This window comes from Streptomyces albireticuli (genome assembly GCF_021228125.1).
Taxonomy (GTDB): Bacteria; Actinomycetota; Actinomycetes; order Streptomycetales; family Streptomycetaceae; genus Streptomyces; species Streptomyces albireticuli.
In genome coordinates this window covers 123,908-148,417 of sequence record NZ_JAJQQS010000015.1, presented here as the reverse complement: position 1 = coordinate 148,417, position 24,510 = coordinate 123,908, and the positions used below count along the sequence as shown (strand labels likewise).

Sequence of the window (24,510 nt, the reverse complement as noted above, 5' to 3'; positions counted from 1 at the left end):
CTTCCACACCTCTGACCCCACTCGTTACGGAGCCCGGTCCGACGCCGCCCGGTAACTCCTCCCCCGCCTCGCGGGCCACCCGACGCCGCCTTGACGCCTCGGATCCACAGGGCTCCCGGAATGCCTCTGGCATGTGCCTAAGACACCACCGGATCGGGTGTTGCCAAACCACTTACGAGCCCTCGCTCCCTGTGCAACAGTCGTTACCGGCCCATTCCCCGGACCCAGGAGCCGGCCGCGCCGCGCCGGTATCGGAGTACGACATGCCGTCCCCCCTGCACGCGGACCGCCCCACCGCTCGAGCATCCGAGCCCGGTACGGTCGACGCGCTCATTTCCCAGACCCGAAGGCTGCGCGGTGGCGTCGACGCCGTGCGCCGCGGGACGGTGGGGGAAGAGCTGTCCGAGGATCCGCAGCTGCGCTGGCAGCGCGCCCTGTGCGACCTCGCCGTGCACCACCTCGACAACCTCGGCGAGCACCTGGACCAGCTCCGCGCCGGGCTGCCGGAGCTCACCGGCGACGAGGAGCCGCCGGGTGCCCCGGCCGCGCTCCCGCTCGAGCCCCCGCTCGCCCAGCCCGCCGACGCCCCGCTCGGCCGGGTCGGCAGCGCCGAGTGGAACCTCCTCAGCGACGAGGCCACCTGGTCCGCCGAGCTCTTCGAGCTCTTCGGCCGCCGCCCCGAGGACGGCGCCCTGACCCTCGACGAGCTCCCGTCCTGGCTCCTGGAGGAGGACCGCGGTCTGCTGACCGCGATGGTCACCGACTGCCTGGTGGACGGCAAGCCGATCGACGGGGAGTTCCGGATCGTCCGCGGCGACGAGCTGCGCACCGTGCACATGATGGGCGAGCCGGTGCTCGACGCCGACGGCGCCACGGCCTCCATGTGGGCCGTCTTACGCGATGTCAGCGAGGAGCGCCGGAGCCGCCGGGCGGTGCACGAGACGGGGAGTTCCCTCCAGCGCCACCGGGAGATCGCCCGGACGGAGCGCCGCCTCGCAGTCGAGCTCCAGGAAGCCGTGCTGCCACCGTGGCGCGGCTCCCTGCGTTTCCCGCAGGCCGCCGAGACCGAGGGCACCAGGGGCGCCCTCGACCTCGCCGCGCACTATCTCCCCTCCTCCAGCAGCGCCCTCATCGGCGGAGACTGGTTCGACGCCCTCCAGCTGCCCGACGGGCGGACCCTGCTGAGCGTCGGCGGCCTCACCGGACACGGGGTGACCGCCACCTCCACCATGGCCATGCTGCTCGGCGCACTGCGCGGCATGGCCGTCACGGGCGCCGAGCCGGGCCCGCTGATGGGCTGGCTCAACCACCTCCTCGACGCCTCCGCACAGCCTGCCCTCGGAAGCGCCGTCTGCTGCCGCTACGACCCCGCGACCCGTGTCCTCAGCTGGTCACAGGCCGGCCACCCCGCCCCCCTGCTCTTCCGGAGCGGAAGGGGGCGGGCGCTCCAGCCACCCGAGGGCGTGCTGCTCGGGGCGGTCCCCGACGTCACCTACGCCCAGGCCGAGGAGCAGCTGGAGCCCGGCGACCTGCTCCTCCTGCACACCGAGGGCCTGGTGCCGCACAGCGCGGAGCCGGGCCTCGACACGGACCTGGAGCGGCTGCTGGGCTACGCACCGCGATTCGCCGCGGCGAGAAGCGCCCAGGAATGCGTGCGGACCGTGCTGGAAGAGTTCGGCGGCAGGGACCGTGAGGACGACGCCTGCGTACTGGTCGCACGCGTCCCCTCGTAGGGACCACGGCCCGTAGAGCCGTCGCGGCCTCGCGGCGGCTATGAGCATGTTGTCGCGGGAAAGACGGGGACCGCACGGGCGCGAGCGCCCATAGGGCCCGGGAGGGCCTTCCCGGGCCCTCACACCTTCGCGCTCCCGCCTCTGGCCGCGCCGCCCTTCCCCGGGCTCTGCGGTGCCTTGGGCAGCGCCCGCTGGATCTCCTGACGGAGATCCTCGATCCGGGCGAAGCCCGCGTACTTCCCCGTGAGCCGGTACATCTCGCGCAGCCGGTCCCAGGTCCGGTGCGAGGAGGTCTCGCCGATCGAGACCAGCGCCAGCCGGGCGTAGGTGTCCGCCTGCTCGGGGTCGTTGCTGATGAAGCACGCCGAGGCCATGGAGATGTAGTCGAAGATCTTCGACCGGAGGGTGTCGACCCCGCGCAGCTCCAGCGCCTCCTTGGCGTGCCGCTGGGCGATGGCCGCGGCCGCGGGGTCGTGCTCCGCGAGGGTGCGGTAGGCGAGCGCCTGCATCCCGTGGAGCTCCATCTCGTCGAACTTCTGCATCCAGCTGGGCGCCGGCACATCGCCGCGGTCCGAGACGAACAGCTCCTCGGCCTCGCCGAGGGTGCGCCGCATGGCCTGGCCGCGCCCCATCGACGCCTGTGCCCAGGCCTCGATCGTGCACAGCATGGCGCGGGTGCGGGGCAGGGCCTCGCTGCCGGCGCCCGACTTGGCCAGCTTCATCAGGTCGAGCGCGTCGTCCGGACGGCCCAGGTGGACCATCTGGCGGGCGGCCCGGGAGAGCGCCTCGCCCGCCCGTGGGCGGTCGCCGCCCTCACGGGCCGCGTGGGCGGCGATGACGAAGTACTTCTGCGCCGTGGGCTCCAGACCCACGTCGTGGGACATCCAGCCGGCGAGCACCGCGAGGTTGGCGGCGACCCCCCAGAGCCTGCGCTGGAGGTGCTCGGGGTGGTGGTAGGCGAGCATGCCGCCCACCTCGTTGAGCTGGCCGACGACGGCCTTGCGCTGGAGGCCGCCGCCACGGGCGGCGTCCCAGGCGCGGAAGACCTCGACCGAGCGTTCGAGGGCGTCGATCTCCGTGGAGCCCACCGGCGCCGCCTCGTAGCGGTCGAGGCCGGCGGGGTCGGCGTGTGCGGTGTCCATCCGCAGGTCGTCGAAACGGGGGGCGTCGGAGGCGAGAACCGGATCGGAGTGCAGCCAGTCGTGCATCGCGCTGCTGAGTGCTGAGCCTGCGGCGAGCGCGGCGCCCGCGCCCACCAAGCCGCGTCGGTTGAGCATGAGGTCCATTCCCGTGAATTCGGTGAGGACCGCGGCGGTCCGCTCGGGCGGCCAGGGCAGTCCGTCCGCGGACTGACCCTTACCCGCGCGCCCTCGCCGGCCGAACCCGAGGTCCTCGATGGTCACGACACGACCGAGTCGCTCGGTGAAGAGGGCTGCCAGCACCTTGGGCACGGGATCACGCGGGGATTCCCCCATGTCGATCCAACGCCGTACCCGCGAGGTGTCGGTCGCCAGCTGCGGATGGCCCATGACCGCCGCCTGCCGGTTCACCAGTCTCGCGAGTTCGCCCTTGGACCAGCCGGCCAGGCCGAACAGATCCGCTAGGCGGGTGTTGGGTTCCCTTGTCACGTCAAGCCCCCAGGTTCTCGGCTGACTTGAAGGTAGCGGGCGCTCAGGGGCCAGGCGAGTATTCGCCAGGGTTCGCCAGGGTGCGCCACATGGTGTGCCACCCGCAGTTGGGTGTCATGTAGGAACGCGCCACCCCGGCCACCCGGCTGCCGGACCGCATTCCCCAGGGTGCTCCTCGGCCCGGGGACCGGGGAGCGTCGCATTCGTCGGCACACGAAGGGATCTGTTCCGCACATGTATGCAGCCTCGTCCTCCGTGTCCGCCCCGCCCCGGCAGCTCCGTCCGCAGCACGCCGGCGGCGGGCCGTACCTCGACCCCTCCCACGCCGCGGGAGCTGCCTTCGGAAGCGGACGGGCCCGGCGGTCCCCGGGGCTCGGCGGCCAACCGCTCAGCGGGAGAATCGACTTGTCCGGCCCCCAGGGCGCCCAGCTGCGGACGGCCATCGCCGCCGTGCACCGCATCTGCCCGGAGTTCAACCCCGTCCAGGTGCTGCGGCGAAGCGGACGCTCGGTCCTGCTGGTCGGTTCCACCGGTCGTTCCACGGCCGTGGCCAAGTGTTTACTGGATCACTCCCCCGCCTGGGCCGAGCGGTCCCGCCACGAAATAGCTACATACCGGGCGTTCGTCCGGCACCGCCCTCCGGTGCGCGTGCCCCGGCTGATCGCCGCGGATCCCGACAACTGCACGCTGGTCATCGAGCGGATGCCGGGCCGCCCGGCCGCCACCCAGCGCCACCCCGTGGACTCGCCGCCCCGCGCGGACGTCCGGGCGGCGCTCGGAGCGGTCTGCCGGGTCAACCTCTGGCGGCCCCCGGTCGGCATGTTCGACATGCCGCTCGACTACGGCAAGCGCATCGCCCGCTATCACGAGCTGGGGCTGCTGACCGACCGCGACCTGGGCGACCTGCAGAAACTGCTGCACGGCCTGGCCCATGTCCAGGGGCAGTTCTGCCACGGCGACGCGCTGCTCTCCAACATCCTCCTCTCCCCCGCCGGCCCCGTGCTGGTCGACTGGGACCAGGCCGGCTGGTACCTCCCGGGCTACGACCTGGCCACCCTGTGGACCGTCCTCGGCGACGCCCCCGGCGCCCGCCGCCAGATCAGCCAGTACGCACAGCAGGCCGGCCCCGTCTCCCGTGACGCCTTTCTGGTGAATCTGATGCTCGTCCTCACCCGGGAGATCCGTACGTACGAGACGGCGGTGCAGCGCGCCATGCACGACCCGGCGCCCGCGGTGCCCGGAGCCGCCGAGTCCGGCGAGGAGCAGCGGCTCCTGCTGCGCCGGCTGCACGACGACTGCGCGCTCGCCAGGCGTGCCGTCCGGGCCGCGGTGGGGACCCGCTGACCGGGTCCCGCCCCACGCCGAAGCGCCGCGCGCTCCCGCGCGGCGCTTCGGCGTTCACCGGTTCGGCCCAACGGACCACCGTGAAGCGGACGTCCGCGCGGAGTAGTCTCCGGGCACGGGCATGGACATGCGCAGCATCGGCGACACCAGCATGATTGACGGATCGTCATCCAGCGACTACCTCTGGTAAGTCCGGTACCGCACGCCCCGCACGCGCGCCCACCGTCCCGACGCAGCTCTTCCCCGACCGCCCCGGCGCGTGGCACATCCGTCTCGAGGAGGCCGCATTGCGAGGATCCGCTTCCGCACCCCGGACCACCGCTTCCCCTTCCCGGCGAAGACGCCGCCCGCTCCGGGCGGCGGGCGTCGTGGCCTCGGCGGCCCTGCTGCTCCCTCTGGTCACCACGGCTCCCGCGGCCACCGCCGGACAGCCGGGCGACGGCGCCCTGCTCCAGGCGTTCACCGACGCCTCCGCGAAGTACCACGTCCCGCGCAGCGTGCTGCTGGGCGTCTCCTATCTCCAGTCCCGCTGGGACTCCCACGGCGGCGCGCCCAGCGTCACCGGCGGCTACGGCCCGATGCACCTCACCGACGCCGCCACGGCCCTGGCCTCGGCCCCGCACCACGGTGACGGCCGGGAGGACCCCCGGGGCGACGGCGCCCGGCCGCTCCCCGCCGCCCGTTCCGCCCGGGGTGCGGCGCCGGTGCCGGCCGAGCTCCCGGCGCGGCTGCGCACCCTGGAGCGGGCCGCGAAGCTCTCCGGCCTGTCCGCCGAGGCGCTGCGCCGGGATCCCGCGGCCAACGTCCAGGGCGGTGCGGCGCTGCTCGCCGAGGACCAGCGCCGGCTGGGCCTGCCGCTCAGCGGTGACCCCGCCGACTGGTACGGCGCCGTGGCGGCCTATCCGGGCGCCGGTGACTCCGCCACGGCGACCACCTTCGCCAAGGACGTCTTCGAGGTGATCCGCTCGGGCGAGCGGCGCACCACCGACTCGGGTCAGCGGGTGGCGCTCCCGGCGAGCCCCCGGCTGGAGCTCCGCCGGGAGCAGGTGCGGCAGCTGGGCCTGCCGGACTCCCGGGAGGACGGCGTCGAGTGCCCCGACACGGTGGCGTGCGAGTCCATCCCCGCGCCGTACCAGCGGCTGGAGGGCTCGGACTACGGCAATCACGACCTGGGCGACCGCCCCTCGTCGCAGAAGGCCGACTTCATCGTCATCCATGACACGGAGGGGTCGTGGGAGACCACGATCAAGCTGGTCAAGGATCCGGCGTACGTCTCCTGGAACTACACCATCCGCTCGGCGGACGGCCATATCGCCCAGCACGTGCCCACGAAGGACGTCGCCTGGCACGCCGGCAACTGGTACGTGAACGCCAAGTCGGTCGGCATCGAGCACGAGGGCTTCCTCGCCCAGCCCGACGCCTGGTACACGGAGGAGATGTACCGGACGTCCGCGCGCCTGGTGGCCCATCTGGCGCGGAAGCTGGACATCCCGCTGGACCGGCAGCACATCCTCGGCCACGACAATGTCCCGGGCACCACCCCGGGGACCATCCGTGGCATGCACACCGACCCGGGTCCGTACTGGGACTGGGCGCATTACTTCGAGCTGATCGGGAAGCCGCTGCGGCCCACGGGCGGCGCCTTCGGCGGCATGGTCACCATCCGCCCCGACTACGACAAGCACAAGCCCGCCTACACCGGCTGCGCGGAGCCGGGCAAGCCGTGTGCCGCGCACGGCTCGGGCGCGGTGCGGCTGCACACGGCGCCGCGGGAGCGGTCCCCGCTGGTGAAGGACATCGGTCTGCGCCCGGACGGCGGGGAGTCGACGACGGATGTCAACGACACGGGTGCCCGCGCCTCCACGGGTCAGCAGTTCGCGGTCGCCGACCGGCGCGGGGACTGGACGGCCATCTGGTACCTGGGGCAGAAGGCGTGGTTCCACAACCCCTGGTGGCGGCAGACCGCCGTCAACGCCTTCGGTTCGATCATCACCCCCAAGGAGGGTGTCGCGGATGTGCCGGTCTACGGCCGGGCCTATCCGGAGCAGGCGGCGTATCCGTCGGAGGTGCCGGTCCAGGCGGTGACCCCGCTGCCGTACAAACTCCTGGCGGGGCAGGAGTACGTCCTGGGACAGCGGTTGACGAGCGAGTACCTCTGGGCGAAGACCTTCGACCCGGCGGGCCACAAGGTGGTCCGAGGCAAGGACGTCTATTACGAGATCCAGTTCGGTCACCGGGTGGCCTTCGTGAAGGCCGCCGATGTGACCGTGCGCCCGTCGAACCAGTAGGCCGCCCCGCGGCCGGCGGCCCGGACGTGCGAGGAGCCCGGTACGCGGTGCGTACCGGGCTCCGGGGTGTGCGCGGGGGTCAGGCCTGCTGGAACATCTCGGCGGGCAGCGGCTTGAGGAGCTGGTAGAGCTCGTCGGTGATGGGCCGGTCCCAGCTGGCGATGGTGACGAGGACGCCGTCGCTGCGGTCGAACTGGGTGCAGGAGATACGGCCCTCGGAGCACTTCACCCGCCGCACGATCAGGAGGTTGTCCTCGTGCATGACCGGGATGTCCTCGGTCTCCAGCACCTCCACCGGCTCGTCGTTGCCGAGGGCCTGGAGGAGCTGTGTGACCTCGAAGGGCACCTGGCCCTCCTCGAGCTCGCGCACCGGGGAGCCCTCGGGCATATTGCCGATGATCATCGCCGGGCCGCGCCCGCCGAAGAGGTCATAGCGGAGGAAGACGCCCTGGCAGCTGCCATCGGGCGCGGGCAGCAGCCCGGCTCCCAGGTCACCCGGCCAGTCGCCCGGGTCCATGGCGAGGACGTCGAAGTCCGGCCCGGTGGGCGTGGCTGCGCTGCGGCGGCGGAGGAACGACATGCCCACATCGTACGTGCCCGGCGCCGTCGCGTGACCCCGGGGAGAGTCGTGGTGCGGCGGCCGGTCAGGCCTTCTGCCGCAGGGTCCGAAGGTGGTGGCGGAGCAGTCGGCGGAGCTCGTCCGGGGGGTACGCCTCCGGCTGGAGCACGGCCTGGAAGGTGAGCCCCTCGACCAGGGCGGTCAGCCGGCGGGCCTCGGTGGCGAGATCGAGATCGGCGGGCAGACCGCCGGACTCCTGGCCGCCCCGGAGGACGTGCTCCATCAGGAGGAGCGTGTTCCCGTGCAGCTCCAGGGCGCAGGGGCGCAGCCCGGGGCGGACCCGGGAGGCGGTGGCGAGGGCGATCCAGAGGACGGCCTCCTCGTGCCGCGTGTCGTCCAGCGGGAGGAATTCCTCGAGCAGTTCCTCGGCCCGGGCCCTGCGGTCCCCGTCGGCCCCGGGGGCGCGGAGCAGGTCGATGTGCGCGCGGACCCGCTGGTCGACGCGGTCCACCAGGTGCTTCATGGCGAAGATCACGAGTTCGTCGTGGTCTCCGAAGTAGTGCCGGACCGAGCCGACGGCCAGGCCCGCCTCCTCGGCGACGTTGCGCAGCGAGGCGGCTTCCAGGCCGCTCCTGGCGACGACCCGGAGGACGGCCTCGGCGACGGCCCTGCGGCGGGCCCGCGGATCGACGATCTTCGGCATGTTGTCGTTATAGCACGGTCGAGCTACCATCTTTTTTGGCATAGGCGCGCTAAATAAGGGGGTCCGAGGACAGTGAACGGCTGGGTGCTGGCGGCGATCATCGCCGTGGTGCTGATCGTGGTGGTGGTCAAGCGCCTGAAGGGAGAGCCCGTCAACGCCCGGGACCTGCTGGCTCCACCGCTGATCCTCATCGGCATCGGCGTCGCGTCCGTGGTCAGGGCCGACGACGTCACGGGGGCGGACCTGGGATGGCTGATCCCCGGCGCGGTCCTGGGGGTGGCGCTCGGGGCGGCGCGCGGCGCCACGATCGAGGTCTTCGAGCGCGGCGGCGTGCTCTGGCAGCGCTACACCGGTAAGTCCTTCGCCGTGGCGACGGGTTCGCTGGTCCTCATGGCGGGCTTCGGTTTCCTCGCGGCCCGGGCGGGGACGCACGCGAGCGCCCGCCCGGCACAGCTGAACATCGGGGTCAGTTTCCTCGGCGAGGCCCTGGTGGTCGCCGCCCGGGGCTGGTCGAGCGGGGTGCCCTTCGCTCCGGAGCGGGGCAGTCGCTGAGCCCGCCCGGACATGGCTTGTGGGGGCGCTTGTCCGGGCGGGGCCGGCGGTCCGCGAACCGCCTCGCGTCGCACGCTACCAGCGGAATCCGGCGGCGGAATTCCGCTCCGGCGGCCCGATGGAGCAAATGAGTGAATGCCCGAAACTTCTGCAAATGGGGTCGAGTTACTCAGGTCGCTTCCCTGAGAGGGGCGCTAATCGATCGAAAGGCACAGACGTGCTCAAGAAGGTACTCGCCACGGCCGCCATGACGGCTTCGGCCGTCGGCACCATCGCCGGCCCCGCGATGGCGATCGGCAACGACAGTGACGTCGCCAACGGCAACGCTTCGAAGACCGGTTACGGCAACACCAAGACCGGCGGTGAGCAGAGCCCGCAGATGAGCCTGATCCAGGGCACGCTCAACAAGCCGTGCCTCGGCATCGGCAAGGTCGGTATCCAGTCGCTGATCGCACTGATCAACATCGGCGTCCAGGACGTGCCGATCCTCACCTCGCAGCAGCAGCAGCAGTGCACCGACAACTCGACGATCGACGACGGCGACGACCCGCTGTCGCACATCCTCGACGAGATCCCGGTCATCTCGGGCAACGGCTCGGGCAACCGCGGCAGCGGCGGCCACGGTGGCCACGGCGGGGGCTTCGGCCACCACGGCTTCGGTCACGGCGGCTTCGGCCACGGCGGGGGCTTCGGCCACCACGACGGGGGCCACGGCCATGACGGCGGTCACGGGCACGACGGCGGCTTCGGCCACCACGACGGCGGTCACGGCCACTGACGACCGGCTCGCGCCGGATCCACAGAATTTCCCCCTTCCTCGGGTGCACGGGCCCCGAGGAAGGGGGATTCCTGTGTTTCCGGGTGCGAAGAGGGTGCGCCACGCATTTGCGCTCCGGTCCGCCGGGCACGGTCGATCACACCTATGGGCCGCTCCGGCCCCACCATGATCCGCTCCAGGCACCCGGCCGGTACCGGGCGGCCCCGGGGCGGGCCACGGGTCGGCTACCGGCCGGTACGCCGGTTCCCCGCGCGGTCGTATACGATGACGAGGTGACCATGCTCGTGAAACGCCGCCACGTGGACCTCCTCCGCGTCACGAGCATGTCCTGTCGCCGCTTCGGCTGACCTTCTCCCGCCGGGCCCCCTTCTTCGGGCCGAGGCCTGTTTTCTCCTTATCTTCCTGCCGTTTCCCGGTCACCCGTCTGTCCTCTCGCATACCCTGCTGCGACAGACGGCCGCCCGGCGCATCGCCGTACGGAACCGGGCCTTCACAGCTGTGGACACCCTCATGAGCAACCAGCTTCCCGTCCTCGACCTCTCCGCCGCCGACGGTGACCCCGACGCCCGTGCACGCTTCCGTCAGGACCTCCACTCCGCCGCCCGTGACGTGGGCTTCTTCCATCTGACCGGCCACGGTGTCACCGAGGCCGAGACCGAAGACCTGATGCGCACGCTCCGGGCCTTCTTCGCCCTGCCCGAGGCCGAGCGGCTGGCCGTGAGCAACCTCAACTCGCCCCACTTCCGCGGCTACACCCGCATAGGCGACGAGCGCACGGGCGGCAGCCGCGACTGGCGCGACCAGCTCGACATCGGTGCCGAGCGCGCGCCGCGCGTGCCCGGCCCGGACGAGCCCGGCTACTGGTGGCTGGAGGGCCCGAACCAGTGGCCGGACTCCCTGCCGGAGCTGCGCACGGCCGCCTTGCACTGGATCGACCGGCTGAGCTCGGTCGCCGAGCGCCTGCTGCGCGAGCTGCTCGCCGCGATCGGCGCGCCGGCCGGCTTCTACGACGACGCGTTCGCCGACCGACCGCACCTGCACCTGAAGCTGGTCCGCTACCCCGGTAGCGCCCCCGACGGCGCCGCCCAGGGCGTGGGCGCCCACAAGGACTACGGGTTCCTGACCCTGCTGCTCCAGGACGAGGTGGGCGGTCTCCAGGTGGAGGGCCCGGACGGGGAGTTCCTGGACGTGCCGAAGGTGCCCGGCGCGTTCGTGATCAACCTCGGCGAGCTGCTGGAGGTGGCCACCAACGGCTATCTCAAGGCCACCAACCACCGGGTCGTGAGCCCTCCCGGCGACCGGGAGCGCTACTCCGTGCCGTTCTTCTACAACCCCCGGCTGGACGCCCGCATCGAGCCCGTGCCCTTCGCGCACGCGGACCAGGCGCCGGGCGTCACCCAGGACTCCACCAACCCGCTGTTCGCGGAGTACGGCCGCAATGAGATCAAGGGGTGGCTGCGGGCGCACCCGCAGGTCGCCCGCCGCTACCACGCGGAGCTGCTGGACGAAGGCGTGGCGGCGCGCTGACGTCCCGGGGCGGAGCCCCGCACTCCGCAGCCCTCATGTGCTGGGCGGGCCGGGTCCTCCGGCCCGCCCAGCACATGAGGGCACCGGCTAGGTGAGGTCGAACTCCCCTTCGCGCGCCCCGAGTACGAACGCCCGCCACTCCGCCGGGGTGAAGACCAGCGCCGGGCGGTCCGGCCGGCGCCCGTGCCGCATCGCGATGAAGCCTTCGACGAAGGCGATCTGGACGTCGCCGAGCCCCTGCGTCCCGGACTGCCAGGCGGCGTTCGCGAGGTCGAGGTCGGGCGCCAGCTCGCCCGCCGGTCGTTCAGTCGTGCTCTCCGCCACGTCCGTAGCTCCTCCCGGTCGTCGTCCCGGCCCACCCTAGCGAGCACGGCCGGTGCCGGACAGGCCGCGTCACCCCCGTCAGGAAGTGGGCGGCCGGCTTCCCACCAGCCACATGGAGAAGAACTGGGCTCCTCCGCCGTAGGCGTGGCCGAGCGCCTTCGCGGCGCCCTCGACCTGGTGTTCACCGGCCCCGCCGCGCACCTGGAGGGCGGCCTCGGCGAAGCGGATCAGGCCGGAGGCGCCGATCGGGTTGGTGGACAGCACTCCGCCCGAGGGGTTGACGGGCAGCTCCCCGTCGAGCGCGGTGGCGCCCGACGCGGTGAGCTTCCAGCCCTCCCCCTCGGCCGCGAAGCCGAGGTTCTCCAGCCACATCGGCTCGTACCAGCTGAACGGCACGTACAGCTCGGCGGTGTCGATCTCGCGGCGGGGGTCGGTGATCCCGGCCTGGCGGTAGACCTCGGCCGCGCAGTCCCGGCCCGCGCGGGGCGAGACGAAGTCCTTGCCGGCGAAGAGCGTCGGCTCGCTGCGCATGGCGCCGCCGTGCACCCAGGCGGGCGGGTGCGGGGAACGGGCCGCGCCCGCGCGGTCGGTGAGGACCAGCGCGCAGGCGCCGTCGGAGGACGGGCAGGTCTCGGAGTAGCGGATCGGGTCCCAGAGCATGGGTGAGGCGCGGACCTTCGCCAGGGTGAGGCCGTGCTCGTGGAGGTGGGCGTAAGGATTCTTCAGGGCGTTGCGGCGGTCCTTGTGGGCGACGAGGGCGCCGATGTCCGCGGGGGCTCCGGTGCGGCGGATGTACGCGCGGACATGCGGGGCGAAGAAGCCTCCGGCGCCGGCCAGCAGGGGCTGCTGGAAGGGGACGGGCAGGGAGAGTCCCCACATGGCGTTGGACTCGGACTGCTTCTCGAAGGCGAGGGCCAGCACGGTCCGCTGGACGCGGGCGGCGACGAGGTTCGTGGCGACGAGGGCGGTGGACCCCCCGACGGAGCCCGCGGTGTGCACCCGCAGGACCGGTTTGCCCGCCGCGCCGAGGGCGTCGGCGAGGTACAGCTCGGGCATCATCACGCCCTCGAAGAAGTCGGGCGCCTTGCCGATGACGACGGCGTCCACGTCGGCCCAGGTGAGCTCCGCGTCGTCGAGCGCCCGGCGGGCGGCCTCGCGGACGAGGCCGGGCAGGGAGACGTCGCGCCGGGCGGCGGCGTGGTGGGTCTGGCCGATCCCGACGACGGCCACGGGTTCCTTGCCGCTCATGACCTCGCTCCCCTTCCCGGCCCTCCCGGCCCTTCCAGGACGGCGACGAGGTTCTGCTGGAGGCACGGGCCCGACGTCGCGTGGGCCAGGGCCCGGTCGGAGTCGCCCCGGTGGATGCGGGCGGCCGCCTCGCCGAGCCGGATCAGACCGGCGGCCATGACCGGGTTCGCGGCCAGCGGGCCCCCGGAGGGGTTGACGGCCACGCCGTCGTCCAGCCGCAGCGCCTTGCGCAGGACCACCTCCTGGGAGGTGAAGGGCGCGTGGAGTTCGGCGGTGTCGGCGGGCGCGTCGAAGGCTCCGGCGCGCTCGGCGGCGAGGCGGGTGGAGACGGAGTCCGTGAGATCCCGTACGCCGAGGGCGTGGGGTTCGACGCGGTGGTCCATGCCGCGGATCCAGGCGGGCCGGGCGCACATGCGGCGGGCGGTGTCCCCGGCGGCGAGGACGACGGCGGCGGCGCCGTCGCCGACGGGCGGGCAGTCGCCGGTGCGCAGCGGCCGTACGACGTAGTCGCCCGCCGGTACGGGGGCGCGCAGTTGGGCGTACGGGTTGGTGCCGGCGTCGGTGCGGCTGCGGACGGCGATACGGGCGAGGGCGTCCTCGTCGGTATCGCCCGCGTCGATGAGCGCCTGTGCCTGGAGGGCGGCGAGGGCGACGGGGTCGGGCCACAGGGGTGCGGTGCAGTAGGGGTCCAGCTGGCGGGTGAGGACGTCGCGGAGGTCGCCGGCGGAGGAGGTGCCGTGGGCGTAGACGAGGGCGGTGTCGGCCTCGCCGGTGAGGATCTTCACCCATGCCTCGTGGAGCGCCCAGGCCCCGTCCGTCTCCACATGGGATTCCGCGACGGGCGGCCAGGCGCCGACCGTGTCGAGGGCCATGGTGAAGGAGAAGGGCCGGCCGGCGAGGTAGTCGCTCGATCCGGAGCAGGTGAAGCCGGCCTCGCCCGGGCGCAGTCCGGCCCGGTCGAGGACCTCGCGCAGGACGGGCAGCAGCATCTCGGCCTCGGAGAGCTCCGGGGTGGCGCGGCGGTGCCTGGTCTGCGCGAAGGCGACGATCGCGACCTCGCGGGCGGCGGCCGGGCCGGGCCGCGCCGCCCCTGTCACAGCAGCTCCTTGTAGGTGTCGTAAGCGGCGTCGGGCTCCCCCGTGGGGCGGTAGTGGTCGGGGTGGCGGGCGCCCTCGGTCCAGACGGGCTCGACGCGCAGCCCCATGCGCACCTGGTCGCAGGGGAGGCCGGCGATGCGTCCGTGCAGGGCGAGGCCGGCGCCGTCCAGGGCGATGTGGGCGTAGACGTACGGCACGTCGACGGCCGCGTTCCCGGCGTTCTTCGCCTTGATGTTGACGACGCAGAAGGTGGTGACGGTGCCGCGGGGGCCGACCTCGACCTGTTCGCGGGTGGCGACGGCGCAGGTGGGGCAGGCGCCGCGGGGCGGTACGTAGACCTTGCGGCAGGACGGGCAGCGTTCGCCGGTGATCCTGCGGTCGGTCAGGGCGTCGAGGTGGCGGCCGAGGGCGCGGCCGGGGGTGTAGGTGTAGTCGAGGCGGGCGGGTGCGGTGAGGGTGGTGACGGGGTCGGGGAAGACGCCGTCGTGCGGGGCGGGCGGCCCGGCGGGCGGGGGTGTGCCGGGCGGGCAGGGTTCGAAGCAGGCGATGTCGGTGATCGCTCCGGTGCGGTGTTCCGCCCAGCGGACGCGGACGCGCAGGCCGGTGCGCACGGCGTCGGGGCCGGGGGCGTCGAGGGCGTGGAGGAGGGCGGTGTCGGCGCCGTCGAGGCGGACCAGGACCCAGGCGAAGGGGGTGGCCAGGGGCTGGCCACGGCGTGGCGCGGGGTTCCAGGCCCAGGTGGTGACGGTGCCGGTGGTGGCGGTGCGGACGAGTCCGTGGAGGTCCTCGCCGGTGGCCGGGTCGTACTCGGCGGGCGGGACGAGGACGCGTCCGTCGCGGGTGCGGATGCCGAGGACGACGCGTTCGCGCAGGCCGGTGAGGAAGGCGCTCAGCACCGGGCCGAGGGAGCGGGTGAAGGGGAATTCGACCACCAGGGGGGCGGTGAGGACGTCCGGCACGGCGGGTCTCTCCCTCGGTCAGGCGCGGCGGAAGACGGGCGGGCGCTTCTCGGCGAAGGCGCGGGTTCCCTCCCGGGCGTCGGCGGTGCGGAAGAGGGGCATGCCGCGTTCGAGTTCGAGGGCGAGGCCCTCCTCCTCGGTGAGGCCGGCGGTGTCGTAGGCGCAGGCTTTGACGGCCTCGACGGCGAGGGGGCCGCTGGCGTTGATGAGCGCGGCGGTCTCCAGGGCGTGGTCGAGGGCGGTGCCGTCGGGGACGACGTGGCCGATCAGGCCGATGCGCTCGGCTTCGCGGGCGGTGTACGGGCGTCCGGTGAGCAGCATCTCGAGGGCGTGGGTGCGGGGGATCTGGCGGGTGAGGCGGACGGTGGAGCCGCCGACGGGGAAGAGGCCGCGCCGTACCTCGAAGAGGCCGAAGACGGCGCTTTCGCCGGCGACGCGGAGGTCGGTGCCCTGGAGGATCTCGGTGCCGCCGGCGACGCAGGGGCCCTCGACGGCGGCGATGACGGGCTTGCGGGGCCGGTGGTGGCGGAGCATGGCCTTCCAGTGGAGGTCGGGGTCGGCGGCGAACCGTTCCCGGTAGGGGTCGTCGGCCGCCGGGCGGCCGTCGCCGGGCCGGGGCGCGGCCAGGGACTTGAGGTCCATGCCGGAGCAGAAGGCGCCGCCGGCGCCGGTGAGCACGACGGAGCGGATCGCGTCGTCCTCGTCGGCCTCGGTCCAGGCGTCGTGGAGGCCGACGAGCATGGGGAGCGAGAGGGCGTTCTTGGCCTCCGGCCGGTCGAGGGTGAGCACGAGCGTGGCTCCGGCGCGCTCCACGGTGAGGTGTTCGGTGCCGCCCATGGGGTCCTCCTGTCGTCGGACCCCAACAGGGTGCAGGAGGCGTGGAGGGGGTTCAAGGGCTTCCCGGCAGTTTTCTGACTCGGCATCAGTTTCCTTTCCTCGTGGGCCTTCCCCCCTCCACCGGGCGGCGCTCTAATGTCGCCGTGGACTACAATCTCGCGGATCTGTTCGAGTCCGTCGTCGACACCGTGCCCGCCCGGGAGGCCCTGGTCCACCTCGACCACCCGGGCGACGGCACCGAGCGCAGGCTGACGTACGCGGCACTGGACGAGGCGGCCAACCGGCTGGCCCACCACCTCCGGGACAGCGGCGTCCGGCCGGGCGAGCACGTCGGGCTGCACCTCTACAACGGCGTCGCCTACCTCCAGACGCTGTGGGCCTGCCTGAAGATCCGCGCGGTGCCGGTGAACGTCAACTACCGCTACGTGGCGGGCGAGCTGGCCTATCTCTACCGGGACGCGGACCTGGTGGCGCTGGTGTTCGACGGCGAGTTCACGGAGCGGGTGGCCGGGGCCCTGCCGGAGGCGCCGGCCCTGCGCCACCTCCTGCGGGTCGGCGCCCCTCCCGAGGGCGCGCCCGAGCCGGGCGTCGCGCCCGTGCCGTTCGCCGAGGCCGAGGCGTCCGGGGCGCCGTGGCGCGACTTCGGGCCGCGCTCGGGCGACGACCGGTTCGTCATCTACACCGGCGGCACCACCGGTATGCCGAAGGGGGTGCTGTGGCGGCAGGAGGACCTGTTCTTCGCCGGGCTCGGCGGGGGCGCCCCGACGGGCGAGCCGGTGAAGCGGCCGGAGGAACTGGCCGAACGGGTGGCGGCGGGCGGCGAGGGGCTCGTCTTCTTCGCCGCGGCGCCGCTGATGCACGGCACGTCCACGCTGACCGCCCTGATCGGCTTCGACTTCGGCCAGAAGGTCGTCCTCCACCGCAAGTTCACGCCCGTCGAGGTGCTGCGCACCGTCGCGAAGGAGCGGGTCACGGGCGTCTCGCTGGTCGGCGACGCGATGCTGCGGCCGCTGGTCGACGCGCTGGCGGGGCCGCTGCGGGGTACGGACTGCTCGTCGCTGCTCACCGTCAGCAGTTCGGGGGCCGTCCTCTCGGACACCGTGCGGGAGGAGTTCGCGGCCCTGCTGCCCGGGGTGGCCCTGCTGAACAACTTCGGTTCGTCGGAGTCCGGTTTCAACGGCACCGCCACCGAGGACCGCGGCCGGGGGTTCCGGCTGCGCGTCAACGCCCGTACGGCCGTGGTCGACCCGGTCACCCACGAGCCCGTACCGCCCGGCACGCCCGGCCGTGTGGCCCAGCGCGGCCATGTCCCCCTCGGCTATCACAACGACCCCGCGAAGTCCGCCGAGACGTTCTTCCGGCTGCGCGGCGAGCGGTGGGTGCTGCTCGGGGACATGGCGACGGTCGACGCCGAGGGCGTCGTCACGGTCCTGGGCCGGGGCTCGCAGTGCATCAACACCGGCGGCGAGAAGGTCTACCCGGAAGAGGTCGAACAGGCCCTCAAGGCCCACCCCGCCGTCTACGACGCCCTGGTCACCGGAGTCCCCGACGCCCGCTGGGGCCAGCGTGTGACCGCCGTCGTCCAGCCCCGCGAAGGCGCCACGCCCCCACCCCCGGAGGCCCTCCGGGCCCACTGCCGCACCCGCCTCGCGGGCTACAAGGTCCCGCGCGCCGTCGTCTACACGGACCGCGTCCGCCGCTCCCCGAGCGGCAAGGCGGACTACCGCTGGGCACGGGAGGTGGCGGCGGGCGCGCCCTGAGGCGGACGCCGGCTCCGCGCGCCCCCTCCCTCTTGACGTGCGGTTCCTCCTGCTGCTTACGTGGCGGGAAGGAAACTACCGAATGATCGGTCGGTCGAGGGTGGTGGCGATGACGGGGAGCGGCGTGCCGCTGGACGCGGCGGAGCGGATGTCCGGGGCGGAGCTGGCCGCGCTCCAGTTGGAGCGGCTGAAGGGGACGCTGCGGCGCGTCTACGAGAACGTGGGCTTCTACCGCCGGGCGTTCGACGCCGCCGGGGTGCGGCCCGAGGACTGCCGTTCGCTCGGCGATCTCGGCCGGTTCCCGTTCACCGCCAAGGCGGATCTGCGCGACCACTACCCCTTCGGGATGTTCGCCGTGCCCGAGGAGCGGGTGCGGCGGATCCACGCCTCCAGCGGCACCACGGGGACCCCCACCGTCGTCGGCTACACCGAGCGCGACCTAGACGTCTGGGCGGACGTCGTCGCCCGGTCGCTGCGGGCCGCCGGAGCCCGGCCGGGGCACAAGGTGCACGTGGCCTACGGATACGGCCTGTTCACCGGCGGTCTGGGCGCGCACTACGGCGCCGAGCGGCTGGGCTGCACCGTGATCCCCGCGTCCGGCGGTATGACCGCGCGCCAGGTCCGGATCATCCAGGACTTCCGACCCGAGGTCATCATGGTCACGCCCAGCTATATGCTCACGCTGCTCGACGAGTTCGAGCGCCAGGGCATCGATCCGCGGTCCACCTCCCTGCGCGTGGGCGTCTTCGGCGCCGAGCCGTGGACGGACGGGATGCGACGGGAGATCGAGGAGCGCTTCGCGCTGGACGCCGTCGACATATACGGGCTCTCCGAGGTCATGGGGCCCGGCGTCGCGCAGGAGTGCGTGGAGACCAAGGACGGACCGCACATCTGGGAGGACCACTTCTACCCCGAGGTCGTCGACCCCCTCACCGGCGAGGTGCTGCCCGACGGCGGCCACGGCGAGCTGGTCCTGACCTCGCTCACCAAGGAGGCCATGCCCGTCGTCCGCTACCGCACCCGCGACCTCACCCGGCTGCTGCCGGGCACCGCGCGCCCCGCCTTCCGGCGGATGGAGAAGGTCACCGGCCGCAGCGACGACATGATCATCCTGCGGGGCGTCAACCTCTTCCCCGCGCAGATCGAGGAGGCCGTGCTGGAGATCCCCGGCGTCGCGCCCCACTTCCAGCTGCGGCTGACCCGCGAGGGCCGCATGGACCACCTGACCGTACGGGCCGAGGCGCGCCCGGAGGCGACCTCCGCGCAGCGGGCGGCGGCCGCCGGGGAGCTCGTCCGGCGGGTGAAGGACGGCATCGGGGTGTCGGTGGGCGCCGAGATCGTCGACCCCGGAACGCTGGAGCGGTCGGTGGGCAAGATCAAGCGGATCGTCGACCTCCGGGGGAAGGCGGCGTCGTGAGGCGCGGTCCGGAGCCGGGCGGGACCCTCATGTGCCGTAGCGCTCCCTCAGCTCCCGTTTGAGGATCTTGCCGCTCGCGTTCCTCGGCAGCCCGTCCGTGAACAGCACTCTTTTCGGCGCCTTGAAACCCGCGAGCCGTTCCCGCGCGTGCGCCAGCAGCTCCTCCTCCGTCACCCGCCCCCGGGTGACGACGACGGCCGTCACCGCCTCGATCCAGCGCTCGTCGGGCAGCCCGATCACCGCCGCCTCCACGACGGCGGGATGGGCGTACAGCGCGTCCTCGACCTCACGGGAGGCGACCAGCACTCCCCCGGAGTTGATGACGTCCTTGATCCTGTCCACGACGGTGAGGTATCCCTCGGCGTCACGGACGGCCATGTCGCCCGAGTGGAACCAGCCGCCCCGGAACGCCTCCGCGGTCTGCCCGGGGTCGTCCCAGTAGCCCTCGCACAACTGCGGGGAGCGGTAGACCACTTCGCCCGGCGTGCCGGCCGGCACCTCCCGCCCCTCCGTGTCCACGACCCCGGCCTCCACGAAGAGCACCGGCCGCCCGCACGACGCCGGCCGCTCCGCGTGCTCCTCGGGGCGCAGCACGGTGGTCAGCGGTCCCGTCTCGCTCTGCCCGAAGCAGTTGTAGAAGGCGAGGCCGGGCAGCCGGGACCGCAGCCGTTCCAGCACCGGCACGGGCATGATCGAGGCCCCGTAGTACGCCTTGCGCAGCCCCGAGAGGTCGCGGGTACCGAAACCGGGGTCGCGGGCCAGGTCGATCCAGACGGTGGGCGGGGCGAAGAGGCTGTCCACACCGTCCTTCTCGATCAGTTCGAGGAGGCGGTCCGGGTCCGGCGCGTCGATGACGACGTTCTCCGCGCCCACCGCCAGGTAGGGCAGCAGGAAGACGTGCGTCTGCGCCGAGTGGTAGAGCGGCAGGGCGTGGACCGGCCGGTCGGCCTCCTTGAGGTCGAGGGCCGTGACGGCGCTGGCGTACGCGTGCACGAAGGCGCGGTGCGTCATCATCGCGCCCTTGGGCAGCGCGGTGGTGCCCGAGGTGTACAGGAGCTGTACGAGCGCGTCCGCGTCGGGTCCGCCGGTGAGCAGGCGCGCGTGCTCCGGGCGTTCGGCGAGCCGTTCCAGCAGTGAGCCGCCGGCGTCCCGGAGGGGCAGGGTACGGACGCCGGCGGGCAGGTGGTGCTCCAGGAGCGGGTCGGTGAGGACCAGGGAGCTGCCGGACTGTTCGAGGACGTACCGCAGACCGGCGCCGGTGAGGCGGTGGTTGACGGGGACGTGCACGAGCCCCGCGCGGGCGCAGCCGAGGAACCCGATCAGGTACGCGTCGGAGTTGTGGCCGTAGGCGGCGACGCGGTCGCCGGGCACGAGCCCTTCGTCCAGCAGCGCACCGGCGGCACCCGTCACCGCCTCGTCGAGCTCCCGGTACGTCCAGGAGCGCTCCCCGTACCGCAGCGCCGTCCGTCGCGGCACGCGCGCGGCCGTGCGCCGCAGGATGCCGTCCACCGTGCTGTCCCGGACTCCGGTCATGACCGGATCCTGGGGCCGCCGCGCGCGGAGGTCAAGACGACGCCGCAGGGAGGCGGGCCGGTTCACCCTCTCCCCGTTCGTGGTCAACTCCCTTGACCGCCACGGCGTCCTCATGTCCGCAGGAGACCGTTCGTTCCTCTGTCACCTCGGGAGTCATCTTGCGCCTACGTCCTCGCTCGCGCACCCTGGTGAGCCTCGGTCTGGCCGTGCTGACCAGCGCCGCGCTGCTGCCGGGCACGGCCTCGGCCGCCGCGCCCGGCCCCACCGGGCGCGCCTCGGACGGCGGCCTGTCCGCCGTCATCCGCTACACCGAGTACGGCATCCCGCACATCACCGCCAAGGACTACGCGAACCTCGGTTTCGGCACCGGCTGGGCCCAGGCCGCCGACCAGGTGTGTACCCTCGCCGACGGATTCGTGACCCTTCGCGGCGAGCGCTCGGCCCGCTACGGCCCCGACGCGAGACCCGACGGCTCCCTGTCGTCCGCCTCCACCAACCTCGCCAGCGACCTGTTCTTCCGCGGGCTGAACGACGCGAAGACCGTCGACAAGCTCCTCGACCGGCCCGCGCCGGCCGGGCCGAGCCGTCCGGCCAGGGAGCTGATGCGCGGCTGGGCCGCGGGCTACAACGCCTGGCTGGCGCGCAACCGCGTCACCGATCCCGCGTGCCGCGGGGCCGACTGGGTCACGCCGGTGACCGCCCTGGACGTGGCCCGGCGCGGATACGCCATCACCGTCCTCGGCGGCCAGGGCCTCGCCGCCGACGGCATCACGGGCGCCGCGCGACAGCCGACCGCGGCACCCGGCACGCGCGCGGGCAAAGCCGCCGGGGACCCGGCGGAGACGGCCCGCAAGATCTTCGACGAGCGGCGGCGGAACGCCGGGATGGGGTCGAACGCGGTGGCCTTCGCGGGTTCCACCACGGCGAGCGGGCGCGGCCTGCTGCTCGGCAACCCGCACTACCCGTGGCAGGGCAGCCGGCGCTTCTGGCAGTCGCAGCAGACCATCCCCGGCGAACTGAACGTCTCCGGCGGCTCGCTGCTCGGCATGCCCGGCGTGCAGATCGGCCACAACGAGCGCGTCGCCTGGAGCCACACGGTCGCGACCGGCGTGCCGACGGCCCTGTACGAGCTGAAGACCGCGCCCGGTGACGACCGCTCCTATCTCGTGGACGGCAAGGCGGAGCGGATGTCGGAGCGCTCGGTCACCGTGCCCGTCCGGGGCGAGGACGGCCGGACCTCCAAGGTCACCCGCAGCCAGTGGTGGACCCGCTACGGGCCGGTGGTGACCTCGCTCGACGAGCTGCCCCTGCCCTGGGCGGACGGCAAGGCCTACGCCCTGGTCGACCCCAACGCGGAGAGCATGCGCTTCACCGACGCCTCGCTCGCCCTGGGCAGGTCGCGCGGCGTGGCCGGGATCCGGGACGCCCTGCGCCGTACGCAGGGCCTGCCGTGGGTGAACACCATCGCCGCCGACTCCGGCGGCCACAGCCTCTACACCCAGGCGCAGGTGCTGCCCCGGGTGACCGACGAGCTCGCCGGGCGCTGCTCGACCGAGCTCGGGAAGCGGACGTTCCCCGCCTCGGGCCTCGCGGTCCTGGACGGCTCGCGCGGCGGCTGCGCGCTGGGAAGGGACGCCGACGCCCTCCAGCTCGGCATCTTCGGGCCCTCCGCGATGCCGACGCTGATCGACGCGCCGTACGCCGAGAACTCCAACGACAGCCCCTGGCTGGCCAATGCCGACCGGCCGCTCACCGGCTACCCGAGGATCTTCGGTGACACCGGAACGGCGCGGTCGCCGCGCACGCGCGGCGCCGTCGAGGACGTCTCCGCCATGGCGGAGCGCGGCGGGCTGACCGTGGCGGACCTGGAGCGGCAGCAGTTCGCGAACCGCTCGACCGCAGGCGCCCTGGCCGCGTCCGACGCGGCCAGGGCCTGCGCGGCGCTGCCGGGTGGCAAGGCCACGGGCGGCGACGGCAAGGCCGTCGACGTGTCGGCGGCCTGCGGGGTCCTGGAGCGCTGGGACCGTACGACGAACACGGGCAGCGAGGGCGCGGTCCTCTTCGACCGCTTCTGGCGCCGGCTCGTGGCCGAGGCCCGGCCGGCGGAGCTGTGGCGCGTGCCCTTCTCCGCCGCGGCGCCGGTGACCACGCCGAACACCCTGAACACCGCGTCCCCCGCGTTCGGGCGCGCCCTCGCCGACGCGGTCGCGGAGCTGCGGGCGGCGGACATCGCCCTGGACGCGCCGCTGGGCGAGCACCAGTTCGTCGTACGGGACGGCGAGCGCGTCCCCGTTCCGGGCGGCACGGACGCCCTCGGCGTCTGGAACATGATCCACGCGGCGCCGTGGGACTCCGCCCGCGGCGGCTACCCGGACGTGCGGTTCGGCTCCAGCTACATCCAGGCGGTGGGCTTCGACGGCAGCGCCTGCCCCGTGGCCCGCACGCTGCTGACGTACGGGCAGTCCTCCGACCCGACGTCGCCGCACCACGCGGACCAGACCCGGCTGTTCTCGGCCGGCCGGATGATCCCCGGCCGGTTCTGCGAGAAGGACATCCTGTCCTCGCCGGGGCTGCGGGTCGTGCGGGTGAGCGAGCGCTGACCGCACCGCTTCCGTGGGGTCACCGGGGCCGCCCGCTCACGACGGGCGGCCCCGGTTCTTCCAGTAGGGCTCCCGCAGGCGGCGTTTGTAGAGCTTGCCGTTGGGGTCGCGGGGCATGGTGGTGATGAAGTCGATGCTCCTGGGGCGTTTGTAGCCCGCGAGCGACCGGGCGCAGTGCGCGGCGATGTCCGCCGCCAGCGAGGCGCCCGGCGCACGGTCCTCCGCGGGTTCGACGACGGCCTTCACCTCCTCGCCCCAGTCGTCGTGCGGGACGCCGAAGACGGCGGCGTCGGCCACGGCCGGATGGGCGAGGAGCACGGACTCGATCTCGGCGGGGTAGATGTTGACGCCGCCGGAGATGATCAGGTCGATCTTGCGGTCGCGCAGGAAGAGATAGCCGTCCTCGTCGAGCAGGCCGAGGTCGCCGACGGTGAAGAAGTCGCCGATGCGGCTCTCGCGCGTCTTGGCGGTGTCCTTGTGGTACGCGAAGCCACCGGTCGTCATCCTCATGTACACGGTGCCGAGCCGGCCCGGCGGAAGGCGTTCCCCTTCGTCGTCGAAGATCGCGAGTTCGCTGATGGGCCACGCCTTGCCGACGGTTCCCGGTTTCTTCAGCCAGTCCTCGGCGGTGGCGAAGGCGCCACCGCCCTCGCTGGCCGCGTAGTACTCCTCGACGCAGTCCCCCCACCATTCGATCATCGCGCGCTTGACGTGGTCCGGGCAGGGCGCGGCGCCGTGGACGGCGTGGCGCATCGACGACACGTCGTAGCCCGCCCTGACCCGTGCGGGCAGCCCCAGGAGCCGCTGGAACTGGGTGGGGACCATATGGGTGTGGGTGCACCGGTGGGCGTCGATCAGCCGGAGCATCTCCTCCGGCGTCCACTTGTCCATCACCACCAGGCGGTGGCCGATGTGCAGGGACGCGGCGGCGAACTGGAGCACGGCCGTGTGGTAGAGCGGTGAACAGACCAGGTGCGTATGGCCGTCGAAGGGCTTGATGCCGAAGATGCCGAGGAATCCGCCGAGATGGGACTCCTCCGGCGGTTTTCCCGGCAGGGGGCGCCGGATGCCCCGGGGGCGGCCGGTGGTGCCGGACGTGTAGTTCATGACCCAGCCGAGCGTGCGGTCCGGTGGTGGGGTGCCGGGCCTGCCGTCGAGGAGGGCCTCGTACGGGCGGAAACCGGGGATGTCGCCGACGGCGTGGCGGCGGGCCGCGGGCAGGCCCGCCTCGTCGGCGGCGGCGGTCGCGGTGGCGGCGAAGCGCTCGTGGGCGATGAGGACCCGGGCTCCGGAGTCGGCGAGGATCCAGGCGGTCTCGGGTCCCACGAGGTGGTGGTTGACGGGGACGAGGTAGAAGCCGGCCTGGGTGGCGGCGAGGTGGGCGGTGAGGAGTTCGACGCCGTTCGGGAGGAGGACGGCGAACGCGTCCCCGGCCCGCAGCCCCGCTTCGCGCAGGCCGCGGACCAGCTGGTTCGCGGCCGAGTGCAGCCGTCCCGCGGTCCACGTCCCACCGGCGGGGGTGACGAGGACGGTACGGCCGGGATCGGCGGCGGCCAGGGCCCAGAAGCCGTTGGGTGGTGGGGGCATGGGGTGCTCTCCGTCCTCTCGGTCATGGTCCGCCGG

General features: G+C 73.2%; 20 protein-coding genes. 10 read left to right on the top strand and 10 right to left on the bottom strand.

Annotated features, from left to right (window positions below; translation table 11 throughout):
- Nucleotides 1–263: 263 nt before the first annotated feature.
- Nucleotides 264–1,733, top strand: a complete 1,470-nt coding sequence (locus LUZ64_RS25495; RefSeq protein WP_095579018.1) for a PP2C family protein-serine/threonine phosphatase — start codon at nucleotides 264–266, stop codon at nucleotides 1,731–1,733.
- A gap of 119 nt (nucleotides 1,734–1,852) precedes the next feature.
- Here LUZ64_RS25495 and LUZ64_RS25490 read toward each other — a convergent pair whose 3' ends face one another.
- Nucleotides 1,853–3,361 carry a DNA-binding protein NsdB gene (locus LUZ64_RS25490; RefSeq protein WP_095579019.1) on the bottom strand — a complete coding sequence of 503 codons (1,509 nt, stop codon included), beginning with the start codon at nucleotides 3,359–3,361 and terminating at the stop codon, nucleotides 1,853–1,855.
- A gap of 234 nt (nucleotides 3,362–3,595) precedes the next feature.
- Here LUZ64_RS25490 and LUZ64_RS25485 point away from each other — a divergent pair, with 234 nt between their 5' ends.
- The gene (locus LUZ64_RS25485; protein ID WP_095579020.1) at nucleotides 3,596–4,705 is read left to right on the top strand and encodes an aminoglycoside phosphotransferase family protein; all 1,110 of its coding nucleotides are present in this window, start codon (nucleotides 3,596–3,598) and stop codon (nucleotides 4,703–4,705) included.
- Between the two features lie 287 nt (nucleotides 4,706–4,992).
- On the top strand, nucleotides 4,993–6,993 hold the full coding sequence (locus LUZ64_RS25480) for an N-acetylmuramoyl-L-alanine amidase (protein ID WP_095579021.1): 2,001 nt from the start codon (nucleotides 4,993–4,995) through the stop codon (nucleotides 6,991–6,993).
- Between the two features lie 79 nt (nucleotides 6,994–7,072).
- Here the strand turns inward: LUZ64_RS25480 and LUZ64_RS25475 are convergent, their stop codons facing one another.
- Complete coding sequence (locus LUZ64_RS25475; protein WP_095579022.1) at nucleotides 7,073–7,573, bottom strand: hypothetical protein; 501 nt, start codon at nucleotides 7,571–7,573, stop codon at nucleotides 7,073–7,075.
- A 64-nt stretch (nucleotides 7,574–7,637) separates the two neighbouring features.
- Complete coding sequence (locus LUZ64_RS25470) at nucleotides 7,638–8,255, bottom strand: TetR/AcrR family transcriptional regulator (protein WP_095579023.1); 618 nt, start codon at nucleotides 8,253–8,255, stop codon at nucleotides 7,638–7,640.
- Nucleotides 8,256–8,327: 72 nt separating this feature from the next.
- Here LUZ64_RS25470 and LUZ64_RS25465 point away from each other — a divergent pair, with 72 nt between their 5' ends.
- The 4 genes from LUZ64_RS25465 (at nucleotide 8,328) to LUZ64_RS25455 (ending at nucleotide 11,112) form a co-directional block, all read left to right on the top strand.
- Complete coding sequence (locus LUZ64_RS25465) at nucleotides 8,328–8,807, top strand: DUF1453 domain-containing protein (RefSeq protein ID WP_095579024.1); 480 nt, start codon at nucleotides 8,328–8,330, stop codon at nucleotides 8,805–8,807.
- Between the two features lie 217 nt (nucleotides 8,808–9,024).
- On the top strand, nucleotides 9,025–9,585 hold the full coding sequence (locus LUZ64_RS25460) for a rodlin (RefSeq protein ID WP_308251790.1): 561 nt from the start codon (nucleotides 9,025–9,027) through the stop codon (nucleotides 9,583–9,585).
- An 83-nt stretch (nucleotides 9,586–9,668) separates the two neighbouring features.
- Complete coding sequence (locus LUZ64_RS37825) at nucleotides 9,669–9,932, top strand: putative leader peptide (RefSeq protein ID WP_372478742.1); 264 nt, start codon at nucleotides 9,669–9,671, stop codon at nucleotides 9,930–9,932.
- Nucleotides 9,933–10,095: 163 nt separating this feature from the next.
- Entirely contained in the window at nucleotides 10,096–11,112 is a 1,017-nt protein-coding gene (locus LUZ64_RS25455; RefSeq protein WP_095579028.1) for an isopenicillin N synthase family dioxygenase, read from the top strand.
- Between the two features lie 87 nt (nucleotides 11,113–11,199).
- On the opposite strand, the gene LUZ64_RS25450 is transcribed toward LUZ64_RS25455, so the two are convergent.
- From LUZ64_RS25450 to LUZ64_RS25430, 5 genes are all read right to left on the bottom strand, one after another.
- Nucleotides 11,200–11,436 carry a DUF397 domain-containing protein gene (locus LUZ64_RS25450; protein ID WP_095579025.1) on the bottom strand — a complete coding sequence of 79 codons (237 nt, stop codon included), beginning with the start codon at nucleotides 11,434–11,436 and terminating at the stop codon, nucleotides 11,200–11,202.
- A 78-nt stretch (nucleotides 11,437–11,514) separates the two neighbouring features.
- Nucleotides 11,515–12,684 (bottom strand): thiolase family protein, encoded by a 1,170-nt coding sequence (locus LUZ64_RS25445; RefSeq protein ID WP_095579026.1) that lies wholly within the window; start codon nucleotides 12,682–12,684, stop codon nucleotides 11,515–11,517.
- Complete coding sequence (locus tag LUZ64_RS25440) at nucleotides 12,681–13,781, bottom strand: thiolase family protein (protein ID WP_095579027.1); 1,101 nt, start codon at nucleotides 13,779–13,781, stop codon at nucleotides 12,681–12,683. Before LUZ64_RS25440 ends, LUZ64_RS25445 begins: the two co-directional genes overlap by 4 nt.
- Nucleotides 13,778–14,740, bottom strand: a complete 963-nt coding sequence (locus tag LUZ64_RS25435) for an OB-fold nucleic acid binding domain-containing protein (protein WP_232398798.1) — start codon at nucleotides 14,738–14,740, stop codon at nucleotides 13,778–13,780. The genes LUZ64_RS25440 and LUZ64_RS25435 overlap by 4 nt, the downstream gene beginning before the upstream one ends.
- Before the next feature lie 18 nt (nucleotides 14,741–14,758).
- Nucleotides 14,759–15,577, bottom strand: coding sequence for a crotonase/enoyl-CoA hydratase family protein (locus LUZ64_RS25430; protein ID WP_095582822.1), 819 nt, complete (start codon nucleotides 15,575–15,577; stop codon nucleotides 14,759–14,761).
- A gap of 143 nt (nucleotides 15,578–15,720) precedes the next feature.
- On the opposite strand from LUZ64_RS25430, the gene LUZ64_RS25425 reads away from it, so the two are divergent.
- Both LUZ64_RS25425 and paaK read left to right on the top strand, forming a co-directional pair.
- Nucleotides 15,721–17,337 (top strand): acyl-CoA synthetase, encoded by a 1,617-nt coding sequence (locus tag LUZ64_RS25425; protein WP_095582821.1) that lies wholly within the window; start codon nucleotides 15,721–15,723, stop codon nucleotides 17,335–17,337.
- Nucleotides 17,338–17,419: 82 nt separating this feature from the next.
- Nucleotides 17,420–18,754 (top strand): phenylacetate--CoA ligase PaaK, encoded by a 1,335-nt coding sequence (gene paaK, locus LUZ64_RS25420; protein ID WP_095582820.1) that lies wholly within the window; start codon nucleotides 17,420–17,422, stop codon nucleotides 18,752–18,754.
- Between the two features lie 27 nt (nucleotides 18,755–18,781).
- On the opposite strand, the gene LUZ64_RS25415 is transcribed toward paaK, so the two are convergent.
- Nucleotides 18,782–20,287, bottom strand: a complete 1,506-nt coding sequence (locus LUZ64_RS25415; RefSeq protein ID WP_095582819.1) for a fatty acyl-CoA synthetase — start codon at nucleotides 20,285–20,287, stop codon at nucleotides 18,782–18,784.
- 158 nt (nucleotides 20,288–20,445) lie between these two features.
- On the opposite strand from LUZ64_RS25415, the gene LUZ64_RS25410 reads away from it, so the two are divergent.
- A complete protein-coding gene (locus tag LUZ64_RS25410) occupies nucleotides 20,446–22,887 on the top strand; it encodes a penicillin acylase family protein (protein WP_095582818.1) in 2,442 nt (813 codons plus the stop codon).
- A 36-nt stretch (nucleotides 22,888–22,923) separates the two neighbouring features.
- Here LUZ64_RS25410 and LUZ64_RS25405 read toward each other — a convergent pair whose 3' ends face one another.
- Nucleotides 22,924–24,474 (bottom strand): acyl-CoA synthetase, encoded by a 1,551-nt coding sequence (locus LUZ64_RS25405; RefSeq protein ID WP_095582817.1) that lies wholly within the window; start codon nucleotides 24,472–24,474, stop codon nucleotides 22,924–22,926.
- Between the last annotated feature and the right edge of the window lie 36 nt (nucleotides 24,475–24,510).